This is a genomic window from Hymenobacter wooponensis (genome assembly GCF_004745865.1).
GTDB lineage: Bacteria > Bacteroidota > Bacteroidia > Cytophagales > Hymenobacteraceae > Hymenobacter > Hymenobacter wooponensis.
In genome coordinates this window covers 454,298-469,254 of record NZ_SRKZ01000001.1, presented here as the reverse complement: position 1 = coordinate 469,254, position 14,957 = coordinate 454,298, and the positions used below count along the sequence as shown (strand labels likewise).

The window sequence follows — 14,957 nt, the reverse complement described above, 5'->3', positions numbered from 1 at the left end:
ATTTATTTAACCGAAAACCAGGCTATTGGCCAGCGTTATCTCCTCCTGGGTGATGGTGTGACCCATGTTTGGGTAGATTTTCTCGGTCACGTGTGCTCCCAGGTTAGTCAGTAGCGTGGTGGAGGCGCGCACCCGCTCTGCCGGTACGTGCATATCTGGGTCGCTGGTCCCGATGAAGATGGGCGTGCCGGCAAAGTCGCCGCTGTATTGCTCGGGGTAAAGCTGGTCGCCGATGAGGCCGCCCGTAAAGGCCACTACTCCCCCGTACCGCGTGGCGTGGCGGGCTACGTACTCCAGCGTAAGGCAAGCTCCTTGCGAAAAACCCAGAAAGTAGGTGTTTTCAGGGGAGATGCCAGCTGCCTGCGCGGCAGCTACGGTACGGCCCACGGCGGCTAGGGCATCCGTTAGCCAGGGCTCATTCTGCGGTGGGGGCGCGAGAAAAGAATACGGGTACCATGTGCTTTGCGTGGCCTGTGGAGCCAGCAGAGCAAAGTCAGGGACGCGCAGATGTGCCGCCAGTGAGAGAATATCTTGGGCGCTGGCACCCCGGCCGTGAAGCATGATGAGGGCCTTGGCCGCGGTAGGTAATGGCTGTCCGGCTGTGCGAAGTGGTTCTTGATGCATAAAGTACCCTACGAAGAATAAGCACCCATGGGGAAGCCCCCGGATACCTTGACAAAGGACGCACTTAGGCCCGCGGCAGGCCATGGTTAAATTCTGGATTCAGAGGTACGGGTTCTGGTTCCGGCTTCCGCTCAGCAAAATCGGAGTATGCGAGAAAGAGGCCCGCCCTTAGCCGGTAGCTCCATCAGCAAGGATATATACCTCCGATTGCAGCATTCAGCTATGGTACTGCCGCACGCCGGCCAAGACCTTTGCGCGACTACCTAGTACGGCTTCCTAACCCAGTAAATTGAGTCTGAAGCCGCCACACCCTTTCAGCTACTTCTTGCCTCAATGGAACCTCACTTGTTCTCGCCCCTGCAAATCCGGGACCTGCACCTAAAAAACCGGTTGGTCATGTCGCCCATGCAGCAATACAGCAGCCCCGATGGCCTAGTGGGCCCCTGGCACCTGGTGCACTTGGGCAGCCGTGCGGTAGGAGGCGTAGGCCTAGTTATTACGGAGGCCACGGCCGTGACACCGGAGGGCCGGAATACCTTGTTCGACACGGGATTGTGGAATGAGGCCCAGGTGGCAGCCTGGCGACCAGTTGTGGAGTTTGTACAAGCGCAAGGGACCAAGATAGCCGTGCAGCTCTGGCACGCGGGCGGCAAGGGCAGCCACGCTCACCCGGCCGCTGGGTTTCACTACATTTCTCCAGCCCAGGGGGGCTGGGTCACCAAAAGCGCCTCCTCGGTGTCATTGGATAAGCAGCACACCGCCGAGGCGCTTACCATCCCGGAGATTCAGGCCCTGATTGCCGATTTCGCGGCCGGCGCGCAACGAGCCGTAGCGGCGGGCTTCGATGCCATTGAGCTGCACGCGGGCCACGGTTACTTGTTTCATCAATTCTACTCGGCCCTCGCCAACCAACGCACCGATGAGTACGGCGGCAGCTTCGAAAACCGCATCCAATTACTCATAGAAACTGTGGCGGCTATTCGGGCAGTTATTCCGGTTAGTATGCCCCTGCTGGTGCGCCTTTCTGCCGTCGACTTTTCCGATCAGACGCACGCTTGGGGTCTTACCGATTCGGTGCGGCTAACAGCTCTGTTGCAGCAGCACGGCGTAGATGTGGTTACGGCTTCGGCCGGGGGCTTTAGCGCGCCCGATAAGGCTAGTGTGGTACCGCTTTACCAAGTTCCTTACGCTGAAAAAATCAGGGCTGAAACGGGTGTGCTAACCGGAGCCGTAGGCCTCATTACAACGCCTGAGCAAGCAAATGCGCTTATCACTACCGGGCAGGCAGACTTGGTGGTGCTGGCCCGCGAACTGCTGCGTGACCCATATTTTCCGTTGCACGCGGCTCGGGCACTGCACCTCGAAACTCCTGCGCCGGTGCAATACCTGCGGGCCTTTCCGGCCGCTGGTCACTAGCTTTTTCCTCCCATGAAGATGTTTTAACGTGGTGCTCGGGCGTGTTTAGGGCACTACAGGGAGTAGCCGTGGTTACTTATTGCTTCCATCTCTTTTGATTCATAAAAACTATAGAGGACATGGCCTGAACTATATGCATAGGTCGAGCTGCAGCCGTTGGTGGCCGGTGTGGGGTTTCTTGCCACGGGTATTTTTAAGCGGCTGCTGGAGAGGTTACTTGAATAGCATAACTTCGGTGAATGGCACCACGCGAAACTATCACGGAATATTATCAGCGCTACGGGCGGGGGCGACCCGCTGCCGGGCAGGTTACGGCTTACCGGATTGAAGACGTTGCTACCCCCGTTTCGTTTCCCCACATCCGGCGGGATTTCTACAAGATAAAGCTGCTGGATAATGCGCAAGGCATCCTGTCGTATGCCGACCGGCGGGTTGAGGTGCAGGCAGCGGCTCTGGTGTTTGTCAATCCGCTGATTCCTTATTCCTGGGAGCGTACTGCCGGCCGCGAAACCGGCTACGCTTGTTTATTCACGGAGGAGTTTATCACCCAGCAACTAAAAACGGCCAGTGTAGCCAATTCGCCGTTGTTCCGGGTTGGAGGTACGCCGGTGCTGTTTCCGCCCCCGGAGATAGTTGGCCGGCTGAATGGCCTATTTGAAGAACTGCTACTGGAAATGCAGTCGTCGTACGTGCATAAACACGACTTGCTGCGCAACTATGTGCAACTGATCCTCCATGAAGCGCTTAAGCTGGCACCCGAGGTTCAGCTTTACCAACCGGGTACTTCGGCCGCCCGCCTCTGCGCGCTGTTCTTAGACCTGCTGGAGCGGCAATTTCCCTTGGCCTCACCCCAGCATCCGGTGGCGCTCAAAAATGCCAATGAGTTTGCCCGGCAATTGGCTGTTCATACCAACCACTTGAATAAGGCGCTGAAAGAACAAACCGGCAAAACCACGAGCGCACACATCGCCGAAAAGCTGGTGACGGAATCCAAGTCTCTGCTGCGGCATAGCAACTGGAGCCTGGCCGAAATCAGCTACTGCCTGGGCTTCGAGCACACCTCCAATTTCAATGCATTCTTCAAAAAGCAAACTGGGCAGCCACCCCATGCCTACCGGAAACAGCCGGTGTTGATTTCATAGCTTTTGGATTGATTCGCATACTTCGTCCCTGACTGCGGCCTCGACCTTTGTGGTACTCATTTTAACAGCAGAGCACCATGAAAAACAGCACACAGCAGCAAAACTTAGCGGGCAAGGTCGTCGCCATTACGGGAGCCAGTAGCGGAATTGGGGAGGCAACGGCCGTATTGCTGGCCTCGCAGGGGGCCACGGTTGTCCTCGGGGCCCGCCGCACCGAACGACTGGCAGCGCTGGCAGAACGCATTACCGCCGCCGGTGGACAGGCTGTGTACGCTCGCACCGATGTGAAACGGCGTACCGACGTGGCTGCCCTTATCAAATTGGCTATAGAGCGGTACGGGAAACTGGATGTCCTTGTCAGTAACGCGGGCATTGGGCCTATTTCTCTGCTTGATGAGCTGCGGGTGGAAGATTGGGACGACATGATTGACGTTAACATCAAAGGGCTGCTCTACGGTATTGCGGCCGCGCTACCCGTCTTCCGGAAGCAGGGCTTCGGGCATTTCGTCAACGTCGCCTCAACAGCCGGGCACCGCATCTCCCCGACTATGGCAGTATATGCCGGGACGAAATTCGCCGTGCGCGCCATCTCTGAAGGGTTGCGCCAGGAGGCGGGTGAAAAGCTGCGAGTGACCATCGTTTCACCGGGCGTGGTCCATACCGATTTCGCCGATTCCATGACGAACCCAGAAGTAAAGGCGCAAATCCTCACCATGAGAAATCAGCTGGGTATATCACCAGAGGCCATTGCTCGCGCTATTGCCTATACCATTGAACAGCCCGCTGATGTGGATGTGGGCGAGATAGTTATCCGGCCTACGGCGCAGAGCTAACCTAGTAGGCTAGAGCATAAATGCTTCCTTCAAGTAAATCTACTGCACCGCGGTTTCAAGCGGCTTCAACTCCCCAAACACGGTCGGAATCAATTCTGAAACTGTGGGATGGATGAAGACGTTGCGGCGCATGAAGGCGGCCGTTTGCTGGGCGTACTTGGCTGTAATGATGCAGTGAATGGCCTCATCGCCGCCTACCCCCACAATGCTGGCCCCCAGAATCTGGTCGGTTTCGGCGTGGACCAGCACCTTGATGAAGCCTTTCGTTTCGCCTTTCTCCACGGCCCGGCCAACTTTTGTCATGGGCCGCTTACCGATGAGGGCTGGCGTGCCGGCTGCCCGTACTTCGGCTTCCGTCAGGCCAACTTTGGCAAAGGGCGGGTCTACGTAAATGGCAGATACGGGAAGCCGGTCGCTGACGCGGCGCTGCTCGTGGTTGAGCAGGTTGGCGGCCACAATCTCGAAGTCGTTGTAAGCCGTGTGGGTGAAGGCGCCCCGGCCGTTGCAGTCGCCTAGGGCCCAAATGCCCGGTACCGTCGTGCGCAACTCCTCATCTACGGGTAGATAACCGCGGGCATCGGCTTGGAGGCCTGCTTTTGCCAGGTCTAAGTCATCCGTATTCGGCTGGCGGCCCATGGCCAGGAGTAAGTGCGAACCACGACTTGAGGAGGGGTCTTCCTCGCAGCTGACGTGCACCACGGGCTGACCGTCTTCAAGGGCCATACTGATGCACTCCGCCCCAAGCCGAAGCGTAATACCTTCGCTGGTCAAAATATCTGCCACGGCTGCGGCCACATCCTCATCGTCGTGGGGAAGTAGGCGCGGGCTGCGCTCTACGATGGTTACCTGGGAACCCAGCCGTCGAAACAATTGCGCAAATTCAAGTCCCACGGCACCCGCACCCACAATTATAAGGTGCGTGGGTAGCTCTTCAAGGGCGAGGATGGTGCTGCTGGTCAGGAAGGGAAGTTGGTCTATGCCCGGCAGCGCCGGAATAGCCGGGCGGCCACCAACGTTTAAGAAAATGTGCTTGGCTTCCAGCACTGCATCATCTACTTGCATAGTGGTGGGCGACAAAAATCTTGCGGTACCCCGGAAGACGGTGCAGCCGGGCATTTGCGTCAGCCACTTTTCCAGGCTAGCTCGGGAGGCAGCCACAATAGCATCTTTGCGGGCTACTACCTGGGCTAGGTCCACCGTAAAGTCGCCGGCTGGCGGTAGGCCATAGTTCGTGGCTTGCCGTAGCGTGTGCGCAGCCTTGGCGCTGGCAATCATGGCTTTGGTGGGGGTGCAGCCGGTATTGACGCAGGTGCCGCCAAAGTTTTTGCGCTCCACAAAGCCTACCGTCCAGCCTGCCGCCGTGAGCCGCCCCGCCAACGAAGGCCCCGCCTGGCCCGCCCCAATTATCAACGCATCAAAGGAATGATTCATGAGCAGGGGCTAGGTAGCATGGTGGAACAGTTGCCAACACGCTACGGGGCACTTACCCAATAGCGTGTTGGATATGGAAGCTAATGTAGGCGCTTACCCCTCACCAACCTACACAGCGTTACGATACATGCCGCCGTCTTCGCGCAGGGCTGCCCCGGCTAAATAGCCGTACACAAACAACAAGAGGTCAGCAATTTACTATGGCTTGATAAGAAGGCTGATAAGGAAAGTCGGCCAGTTTTCGATCATGAAGTGCCGCTACGAAACAGACAGTTACCTGCACTTAGTGGGCACGGGATTCTAACTGGCCATGCTAAGCGCAGCCGAACCGGAGGTTACCTTGGGCAAGGTATGCTACCCCTCGCTAGGCCAGTAGCTAGTCCGGTGTAGGGATGCTATTCAGCATGGCGGGGCTAGGAGGTTGAGGTTGTTGGCGGTTCATCTATCCTAGGCCACCATAAGAGTAGGAGCGGGGAGGGTGTACTGGGCCTGGGTTTGTTGTTTGAATGCCGAGAAAGTAGTGCCAGTGCAGCGCTTGAAGAGCTTACTGAAGTGAGCCACGTCTTCAAACCCGAGCTCGTAGGCCACTTCTTTGAGCGGCGCATCGCGCCGGGCAATCAGGCGGCGGGCCTCCAGCATAATACGGTGGCGGATATGCTCGCTGGCGGGCCGGCCCGTTTCCTTCCGGATGCTCACGCTCAGATGGTTTGGCGTAACGTGAAGTCGATTTGCATACTCGGCTACCGACTTCCACCGGGTATAGTTTACTTCCAGCAATTGCTGAAACCGGCCTAACAAGCCCGGCTGGACACCAACACTGATTTTACCTGATTCCTGCTGCAGACGTGTGCAGCACAAGAGCAACGTCCGGAGGTAAGAGCGCAGAATTTCGTCTCGCAGTGTGCCGATGCTAGCGGCTTGGTGCTTCAGGCTAGTCAACAGAAACGCTAGTTCGGCTGCCTGCTCAGCAGGCACGCGTAGTGGCTGGTCGTGCTCCGCCTGATTAAACAGGTGAAACAACAGCAGCTCCCGTTCGTGCCCCGATAAGCACGCAAATTCGTCGGTAAAGAGCAGCACTTCTCCCTGCGCCCCATCGGGCACCATCTCCAAAAAATTGTGGTCAGGGCGGCCAAAGTAAAGCAGGCGCTCCTCCGGTTTTGCTAGGCCTGTTTTTGGCTCACTCTCAGCCAGGCTATCTACCAGCAATACGGCATAGCACTGGTTCTGAGAACCAGAAGCTGCCTGAGTACCCGCCGTTAGCTGCGTTTGACGAGCTTGCGCCAGCGAGACAACACTACAGGATGACACGGCGGGAAGGTGAATTTGCCGGTGGGTTTTCATAGGCTGGCGGCGGTTAAACCAGCCAGCTGGCGACGGTAGTCGGTGGGCGTGGTGTCGTAGTGCTTTTTAAACAGCTTATTCAGGTGGCACACATCCGTGAAGGCAAGCTCATCGGCAATTTGGGAAACCGTGAGTGTGCTCAGCTGCAGCCGGGCTTCCACCAGCTTCAGCTTATAGCGCACAATGTAGTGCCCCACCGACTCGCCGGTTTCCTGCTTAAACAGGGCACTCAGGTGCTTGGGCGAGTAGGAAAACTCCGCCGCCAGCCGTTCTACGCGCAGGTAGTCGGGCTCGGTAATGCGCCGCCGGATGTAGGCCAGTACCCGCTGCACAAAACCGCTGGCGTACGATGGCACGGGCCGGACCTGGGCCGGCTGGGCCGTAAGCTCACGCCCAAGAAAGCTAAGCACCGCCCCCATCAGCGACTCCACCAGCGTATCGTTGAAGGGCTGACCCCGGTTGCCGTATTCTGCTACCACCAAGGAAAGCAGGGCGTTGAATTGCTGTTGGGCTGTTGGGCTAAGCTCGAGGCTACCAACTAGGCCTAGCGAGGCGTGCAAGGTATAGTCACGGAGCTGCTGCCAGGCAGTTGCATGAATGCCAGTGGCAGTGAGCTCGGTCAGGTATGCCTCCGTGAAACGGAGTACTCCCAAACTCGTGGGCTCCTCCATGTGAAAAGAGTAGCAGTCGGCGGGGCCCAACAAAAACAAATGACCCGGCCGATACGACCGCTGCTGCCCGTTGACGCAGTAGATGCCGCTGCCCTGGCGTATACTGATTAGCTCAAAGTGGTTGCGCAGCTGCCGCGGACCGCTCCACGTGTGCGAGGTAAACTCTTCGGCTTCCAGCGGCTCCTTCTGAATGTAGCATTTCATGGTGTAGCAGTTAGAAATGGATTCCGAGGCTGCATACCCGGAGCTCAACCTTATGCTATTGGAGTGCCACACCAGCTTAGGAATATATGATTTGTATTATTCAACTGATTGTCAAATAATTATTGTGAAATTGTATTGAGTATGATGGATTATAGTCCTCCGAAAAAGCGTAGGCTCCGAAATATCGGAGGTGGTTTCGGAGGCTGTTCGGAGGTTTCTACCTTGCGCCTCATTCCTCATACCCTCGTTTTTGTAGTCGTCGCCTTGCCCAGTATGGTCCCATCTCGCTCCGAACTTGCTCTGGCCGCTAGTATTCTCATTGTAGAGGATGAGTTCCTGATTGCCAATAACTTGCAGCGTATCCTGAGCAAAGCAGGTTATCAGGTTATCGGACTGGCCAAAACAGTGGCAGAAGCCCAACGAGCCATAGCCCAAACGCCCCCAGATATTGTGCTGCTGGATATTTTCCTGAAGGGCGAGCAAACAGGCCTAGACTTGGTTAATTGGCTGAATGAGCAACACATTCCGTTCGTGTTTTTGTCGGCTAACCTCTCCGACAGTGTGTTGGAAGCGGCCAAAGTGACCCAGCCGTTTGGCTTTCTCAACAAGCCTTTCCGCGCCAAAGATGTCCTTACCACGCTGGAAATTGCCCGCTACCGCCACGCCCACAGCGCCGAAGCCCGGCTGCGGCAGCAACAGCAAATTCAGGTAGCCGTCAACAACGCCATTATCACCCTCCACGACCGTGACCAACTCAGCCTGGCTATTGCAGCCCAAATTGACAAGCTGGTACCATTTTCCTTCCTGAACCTGCGCATTGCCCTGCCCGAAGACCAATCTTTTTATTGGGTAATGCTGCGCAAAACCGCTTTGGGTACGTTTGAGCGCATTCACCTGCCCACGCTGCTAGGCCCCAACGCCTCCGACGAGTTACTAGAGAAGCTGCACCAGGAAACCCCCGACCGACTGGGGGCGCAGCCAGGCATCTTTACGGGCCCCGACTTTGAAGCGCTGTGCAAGGAATACCTCACGGCCCGCGCCATTCACGACACGTTTGGGGTGCGCTCTTTGCTGGTGCTGCCGGTGGTGCTGAAGCGGCGTTCCTTCACTAACCTGCAACTGGCCCGCACCGATACCGCCGCCTTTGCTCCCGCCGATTACGAGGCCGTGAACCTGGTTATCTCCCAGATTGCCTTAGCGCTTGATAACCTACTGGCCTGCGAAGAAATTGACGCCCGCCGCCGCCTCAAAACGGCCGAGCTAGCCGTAGCTAGCGCTTTCCAGAATGGCCGAACCATGGCCGAAATCACACCCCAGGTAGCGGCAGCGGTCAGTGAGTTGCTACCGGGCGTTGACTTGTTAAGCATTTACCGGGTAGGGCAGGTGGTAGACGCTGGGGCCTTAAATGCCACGGTGCAAAAAAAGGACGGTCGGTTTATGACCCTGACGGCGGCCGAACTAGCCCCACCCGCCACCATTGCGCCCCTGAATTGGGCGCAGCTAGTGGCTGACATGGAGCCCTGGCTACTGCAGCCCACGCTCAATGTGGGGCGCCAGCCTGCCGAATTGCAGGATCAAAGCCCGGTAGCTAAACTTTACGGGGAGCGGCTGGAGCTGCGCTCGTCAATGTACGTGCCCATTGTGATAAAGGGGCAGCCCGTGGCCTCTCTGATAGTTGCCAGCAAAGCATTGTACGCTTTCACTCATAAAGACCTGCAGACCTTGCAAAGCCTGAGTAATGAGCTGGCGCTGGCGTTGGAAAACCTGCTGGCCTTTGAGCGAATAAAGCACCTGAGTGAGCAACTGGAGCAGGAACGAACCTACCTGAGCGAGGAAATCAAGACCAGCCACAACTTTGAAGAGATAATAGGGACCAGCCCGGCCCTGCTAGCCGTATTCGATAGCATTGCCCAAGTAGCTCCCACCGATTATACCGTGCTGATAACCGGCGAAACCGGGACGGGGAAGGAGTTGGTTGCCCGCGCCGTGCACAACTTATCGGGGCGTACGGGGCGCACCATGGTAAAAGTAAACTGCGCCGCCCTGCCGCCTCAGCTGATTGAATCGGAGCTATTCGGCCACGAGCGTGGCAGTTATACGGGGGCCACGGATCAGCGCATTGGTAAGTTTGAGCTGGCCCACGGCAGCACCATCTTTCTAGATGAGATAGGGGAGTTGCCGCCCGAATTGCAGGCCAAGCTGCTGCGCGTGCTACAGGAAAAGGAAATTGAGCGCATTGGCGGGAAGGGCCCCATTGTGGTTGATGTGCGGGTAATTGCGGCTACCAACCGCCACCTGCAGGAAGAAGTAGCCGCCGGCCGCTTCCGCGCCGACTTGTACTACCGGCTCAACGTATTTCCCATACTCGTACCACCCCTGCGCGAGCGGCCCGAAGACATCCTGCCCCTAACGGCGCATTTCCTGCAGCGCATCAGCAAAAAGCTGGGCAAACCCCTAACTGGCATTTCCCAGGCCATGCGCCAGCAGTTAGAGCACTACACCTGGCCTGGCAACATTCGGGAGCTGGAGCACGTGCTGGAGCGGGCCGCCATCATGTCCCGCTCCACTACGCTAGAGCTGCCGGAACCCCTGGTAGCTGGTGCAGTGGCTCCGGCTCCGGTGGCGGGCGGTGTAGTCAAATCTATGCAGGATGCGATGCGCGAAACCATTCTAGCCGCCCTGGCCAAGTCAAACAACCGAATTCGAGGGCAGGGTGGAGCTGCCGAACTCCTAAACCTAAAACCAACTACTCTGGAGTCGCGCATGAAGAAGCTGCAAATCACTTCGCACCGGTAGAAGCTACTATGCAGCCAGCCGCTTAGCCTAGCAATGGCACTGACCGCTTAACGTTCAGTACGTCTTCAAACGCAAGGCTAATGCGGACGCCGCGGCTCTGGGTAATGCGCATTGTGCCATCCATCTGGCCGCTGAGTCCGCGCATAATAGTGAGCCCCATGGTCTGGTCATCCTCTGGGTCAAACTCCGGTGGGAAGCCCACACCGTCGTCCTCAATGAGTAGCTGATAGTGCCTGTGGCCTAGGGAGGCTAACCCAATAGTAACCGTGCCACCCTGCTGATTGGGAAAGGCGTATTTGAGGGCGTTGGTCAAGGCTTCATTGATGATCAGGCCCAGAGGGGTAGCCAGCTGAACTTCCAACTCCACAGCCTCAACCCCAAGTTGTACCTGCACCGACTCCTGGCAATCAAACGACTCAAGCAAATGCTCAACAATGCCACGGATGTAGCTCTGCATGTCAACTACCGCCAGGTTGTTGCTTTGGTAGAGCTTCTGATGAATGAGCGCCATGGCGTGCACCCGGTTTTGGCCCTCCCGCAGAGCCGCCATGGCCGCCGGATCACGCAAATAATCTGCCTGGGTTTCTAGGAGACTATTAATCACCTCCAGGTTGTTCTTGACGCGGTGATGAATCTCCTTCAGCATCCAGTCCTTTTCTAGCAGCAGCGCTTGAAGGGCTTGGTTTTGCTGGTTGATTTCGGCCTGCTTGGCTTCTAAGAGAAGGTTGCTATGCTGCTTGAGGCGGTATCGGTTGTAGCCTAGGCCTAGCACAAGTACCAACAGCAAAGCACCCACTGCCACGGCGTTGCGCTGAAATTCCTGCTGCTTCAGGCGAGCCTGCTGAGCCTGGGTTTGCTTGGTAAGCAGCGCAATGTTCTGTTCTTTCTTGTGGGTGTCGTACTGAATTTGCAGGCTAGCTAGCTGCTTGTTCTTGGCGGCACTGAAGATAGAGTCGTTTAGGGCTTTGTAGGCCTGGTAGTGCGCAATAGCCGCCGGGTAGTGGGCCTGAGCAGAGTCGGTTTTGAACAGCAGCAGGTGTATTTCTGCCACGCGTAACAAGTAACCGCTCCGTTTGCTCACGTATAGCGCCTGCGCCAAGTACGAGCGGGCTTTATCGTACTGATTGGTTTGGAGATAAAACTTCCCAATGGCCTGGTAGATTACCAGCTTGTTTATATCGTCGTCGATGCCTGATTTGGTGAGCTGTATCAGCTGGAGGTAGTGCTGCTCAGCCCGGGCGTAGCGCTTCAGCGCCAGGTAGCACTCCGCTAGATAAAGCGCCCGGTACATGGCTGTTTTTGGGTCACTGGAAGTATCCTGCCGGCTGTAGGCGAGAAACGACTTGAGGGCCTGCTCGGGCTTGTGCTGGGCAATCAGGACGCGGGCCATTTCACCCGCCACTGACTCCATGTGTACTCCGGTTTGCCGGAAGTTAGTTAGGGACTTTTCATAATAGCGCAGGGCCTCTGGGTACTGTTGGAGCTCTACGTACAGACTGGCAGTGCGGGCGTAAAAGCCCCCAATTGCGCTCGTGTCGTGCGTGGTCTGGGCGCTTTCTATGGAGGCTAGGCCATAACGCAGGGCTTCCTTGTAGTTACCCATCTGGCGGTGGGCTCCGCGCAATAAGTCATAGGTATAATGCAGCTTGCGCTGCCCCGCCTTTTGGTAGAGGCTAGCTACCTGCAGAAGCTCACTTATAGCCTGGGCAGAATTGCCTTGCAGCAAGTGCATATCGGCAATTGTTTTAAGCAAATAGGCCTCTTCAGCCTTGCCGCCTAGCTGTTGAAAGCGCTCCCTAGCTTGCTGGTAGCACCTGATTTTAGCCGGAAACTCCTGTTCAACGCGCGGATAAGTATTGCCTAAATAGTACCATCCTATGGCTTCCTGCTGCTTAGCATTAATCTGCCGGCTCAGCTGCAGAGCCCGCCGGATCAGACGCTGCCCGGCCTCATTGTTTCCCGCCATGGCCCTGATTTGCCCCAGGTAATACAGGCTTTCAATGAGGTGCACCGTATCGTGCTGGGCCTGGCTTAGTGCTTGCGCCTGACGGCAGTAGGCCTCTGCATTACCCAACGGAGCGCCCAGTTCATCGTGTTTGGCAATCAGGTCGCCGCTGAGCTGCAGCAACACCTGCAAGCGGCCAGTGTCGGGCTGGGCTTGGCGCAGGCGCGTCTGCAACTGACTGACCTGCGCCGGGCTAAGTAGCGGATACAGCGGCTCACCCCAGGCAGAGAGACTGACCGTGAGGAGCAGCAGGAGCAGCTTGCCAAAAGGGCGGGGGAGAGACATGGTGCGAAGTAGCGCGCTTTTCGCAAGAATGCTACGCGCCAGCGAGTAGACTGAGCATAAAGTACTGCTTAATCCGGGCTTTATACCGCTCCCAAGGCTCAGCCGGACGCTACGTTTGCAACATCACCACGGCGCTGTGCTCACCGCCATCCAAAAGTGGGCTTTAGAAAGCTACTCCCTTCCATTCCTTACCACGATGAGCAACCTCACCATGGAACTCCCGCTGCCCGTAGCGCAAGACCCCGCTGTTGCGAGCGGAGTCAAAACCTTTCTAGCGGCCCTGAACGGTGCCGGTGGCCCGCCCCTGGAAACGCTGTCGCCCGCCGAAGCCCGCCTAGGCCTAGTAGGGGCCCAAGCCTCCGTGCAAGTAGATATATCGGGTATTGAAGTCACGCAACGCACCATTGAGCAAGACGGCTACACCGTGCCGCTGCATATTGTGCGCCCCACCGGTACCACTGATACGGTGCTGCCCGTGTTCATCTTCATTCACGGCGGCGGTTGGGTGCTGGGCGACTTCCCCACCCACCAGCGCATGGTACGCGACCTAGTAGTAGAATCGGGCTTCGTGGCCGTGTTCGTGAACTATACCCCCAGCCCCGATGCGCAATACCCGCAGGCCATCAACGAAATCTACGCCGCCACCAAGTGGGTTGCGGAAAATGGCGCGGAAATCAACGTGGACGGAAAAAACCTAGCGGTAGTGGGCAACAGCGTGGGGGGCAACATGACCACTGTAACCTGCCTGATGGCGAAAGAGAAAGGTGGCCCGCACATCAAATTGCAAGTGATGTTCTGGCCCATCGTAGCCGCCGACTTCACTACTGAATCGTACCAACTATATGGCGAAGATCGGTTCCTGACTACGTCGCTGATGAAGTGGCTCTACGACAACTATACCACCGACCCCGCCGAACGGGCTGAGATATACGCTTCTCCGCTCAACGCCACCAAAGAGCAGCTGCAAGGCCTGCCGCCCGCCCTTATTCAGGTAGCACAAGCCGACGTGCTCCGTGATGAGGGAGAGGCCTACGGTCGCAAACTAGACGAGGCCGGCGTGCCCGTAACTACAGTGCGCTACAACGGCATGATCCATGATTTTGGGCTGCTTAACGGGCTGGCTGAGTTGCCCCAGGTGAAGTCCCTGTTCGTGCAGGCCGCCGCCGAGCTAAAGAAGTACCTCGGCTAGCAGCAATTCGTGGTCTGTTGATTAACCTTACCAGCGACCAGAAATGAAACACGGGCCTCAAACCATTGTGTTCGTGACCGGCGCCTTTGTGCACCACAGCTGCTGGAACGAGTGGAAGACTTATTTTGAGGGCCATGGCTATACCTGCCTGGTACCGCCGTGGCCCTACAAGAATGCCTCAGTGGAGGAGCTGCGTCGGCGCCACCCCGATGCCCGCCTAGCGTCGTTACGGCTGAAACAGTTGGTTGATTCCTTTGCCGATGTCATCAAGCAACTGCCAGAGAAGCCCATTCTCATTGGGCACTCCATGGGCGGGCTGGTCACCCAACTGCTCCTGCAGCGCGATGTGGCCGCCGCGGGCGTGGCTATTCATTCGGTTCCGCCGCAAGGGGTATTCGCGTTTAGCTGGTCGTTTTTGCGGGCTACCTGGGGGCCATTGGGGTTTCTCACTAATGTCAACAAGACCTTTCTGATGTCGATGCGGCAGTGGCAGTATGCCTTCACCAATGGCATGCTACCAGCCGAGCAGCGCGCCACTTACGAGGCACTGGTTGTGCCCGAGTCTAAGCGCGTCTCCCGCGACGGGTTGACTGCGGCCGCGCGGGTAGACTTTCGGCGTCCGCACGTGCCCTTGTTGCTCGTAGCTGGTTCCGACGACCACATCATGCCGGCCGCGCTGAATCGTGCCAACTTTAAGCGCTATGCTCAGGGCTCTGGTTCGGTCACCGACTTTAAGGAATTTACCGGGAATAACCATCTCGTACTGGGGCTGCCCACTTGGCGCGATGTAGCGGACTTCATTCGGCAATGGCTAGAGCAGCAGGCCCTGAAACAAGAGCCAAGCCGCCGGCCCACAGAATACTTGGCTCCTCCTAGGCCAGGCAGTAGTCTTAGGCAATACTAAACAGGCCTAGAGCATTCGGCGCAAGCTGGCTCGTGGGGGCAAGCTGAAGCAGGCTTAACCAGTCACGCCAAGAGAATTCTATCTGTCATTGCGCTTAGCGCACTTCCTGACTTTCT

General features: G+C 57.2%; 11 protein-coding genes. 6 read left to right on the top strand and 5 right to left on the bottom strand.

Going from position 1 to position 14,957, the window contains the following annotated elements; translation table 11 throughout:
- Positions 1 to 6 precede the first annotated feature (6 nt).
- Positions 7 to 624, bottom strand: coding sequence for an alpha/beta hydrolase (locus EU557_RS01870; RefSeq protein WP_135528719.1), 618 nt, complete (start codon positions 622 to 624; stop codon positions 7 to 9).
- Positions 625 to 957: 333 nt separating this feature from the next.
- Between EU557_RS01870 and EU557_RS01865 the strand changes: the two genes are divergently transcribed.
- From EU557_RS01865 to EU557_RS01855, 3 genes are all read left to right on the top strand, one after another.
- A complete protein-coding gene (locus EU557_RS01865) occupies positions 958 to 2,040 on the top strand; it encodes an NADH:flavin oxidoreductase/NADH oxidase (protein ID WP_135528718.1) in 1,083 nt (360 codons plus the stop codon).
- 239 nt (positions 2,041 to 2,279) lie between these two features.
- Positions 2,280 to 3,182 carry a helix-turn-helix domain-containing protein gene (locus tag EU557_RS01860; protein WP_135528717.1) on the top strand — a complete coding sequence of 301 codons (903 nt, stop codon included), beginning with the start codon at positions 2,280 to 2,282 and terminating at the stop codon, positions 3,180 to 3,182.
- 77 nt (positions 3,183 to 3,259) lie between these two features.
- Positions 3,260 to 4,015, top strand: a complete 756-nt coding sequence (locus EU557_RS01855) for an SDR family oxidoreductase (RefSeq protein WP_135528716.1) — start codon at positions 3,260 to 3,262, stop codon at positions 4,013 to 4,015.
- A 39-nt stretch (positions 4,016 to 4,054) separates the two neighbouring features.
- Here EU557_RS01855 and EU557_RS01850 read toward each other — a convergent pair whose 3' ends face one another.
- The 3 genes from EU557_RS01850 to EU557_RS01840 all read right to left on the bottom strand — a co-directional run bounded on the left by EU557_RS01850 (position 4,055) and on the right by EU557_RS01840 (position 7,662).
- On the bottom strand, positions 4,055 to 5,446 hold the full coding sequence (locus EU557_RS01850; RefSeq protein WP_135528715.1) for an FAD-containing oxidoreductase: 1,392 nt from the start codon (positions 5,444 to 5,446) through the stop codon (positions 4,055 to 4,057).
- A gap of 447 nt (positions 5,447 to 5,893) precedes the next feature.
- The gene (locus EU557_RS01845) at positions 5,894 to 6,787 is read right to left on the bottom strand and encodes a helix-turn-helix domain-containing protein (protein ID WP_135528714.1); all 894 of its coding nucleotides are present in this window, start codon (positions 6,785 to 6,787) and stop codon (positions 5,894 to 5,896) included.
- Positions 6,784 to 7,662: an AraC family transcriptional regulator gene (locus tag EU557_RS01840; protein WP_135528713.1), complete on the bottom strand. Its 879-nt coding sequence runs from the start codon at positions 7,660 to 7,662 to the stop codon at positions 6,784 to 6,786. Before EU557_RS01840 ends, EU557_RS01845 begins: the two co-directional genes overlap by 4 nt.
- 273 nt (positions 7,663 to 7,935) lie before the next feature.
- Here EU557_RS01840 and EU557_RS01835 point away from each other — a divergent pair, with 273 nt between their 5' ends.
- On the top strand, positions 7,936 to 10,458 hold the full coding sequence (locus EU557_RS01835) for a sigma 54-interacting transcriptional regulator (RefSeq protein WP_135528712.1): 2,523 nt from the start codon (positions 7,936 to 7,938) through the stop codon (positions 10,456 to 10,458).
- Positions 10,459 to 10,480: 22 nt separating this feature from the next.
- Here the strand turns inward: EU557_RS01835 and EU557_RS01830 are convergent, their stop codons facing one another.
- Positions 10,481 to 12,748: a histidine kinase dimerization/phosphoacceptor domain -containing protein gene (locus EU557_RS01830; RefSeq protein ID WP_135528711.1), complete on the bottom strand. Its 2,268-nt coding sequence runs from the start codon at positions 12,746 to 12,748 to the stop codon at positions 10,481 to 10,483.
- Between the two features lie 196 nt (positions 12,749 to 12,944).
- Between EU557_RS01830 and EU557_RS01825 the strand changes: the two genes are divergently transcribed.
- Together EU557_RS01825 and EU557_RS01820 are read left to right on the top strand one after the other, a co-directional pair.
- Complete coding sequence (locus EU557_RS01825; RefSeq protein WP_210115964.1) at positions 12,945 to 13,937, top strand: alpha/beta hydrolase; 993 nt, start codon at positions 12,945 to 12,947, stop codon at positions 13,935 to 13,937.
- 43 nt (positions 13,938 to 13,980) lie between these two features.
- Positions 13,981 to 14,841, top strand: coding sequence for an alpha/beta hydrolase (locus EU557_RS01820; RefSeq protein ID WP_135528710.1), 861 nt, complete (start codon positions 13,981 to 13,983; stop codon positions 14,839 to 14,841).
- The last annotated feature ends 116 nt before the right edge of the window (positions 14,842 to 14,957 follow it).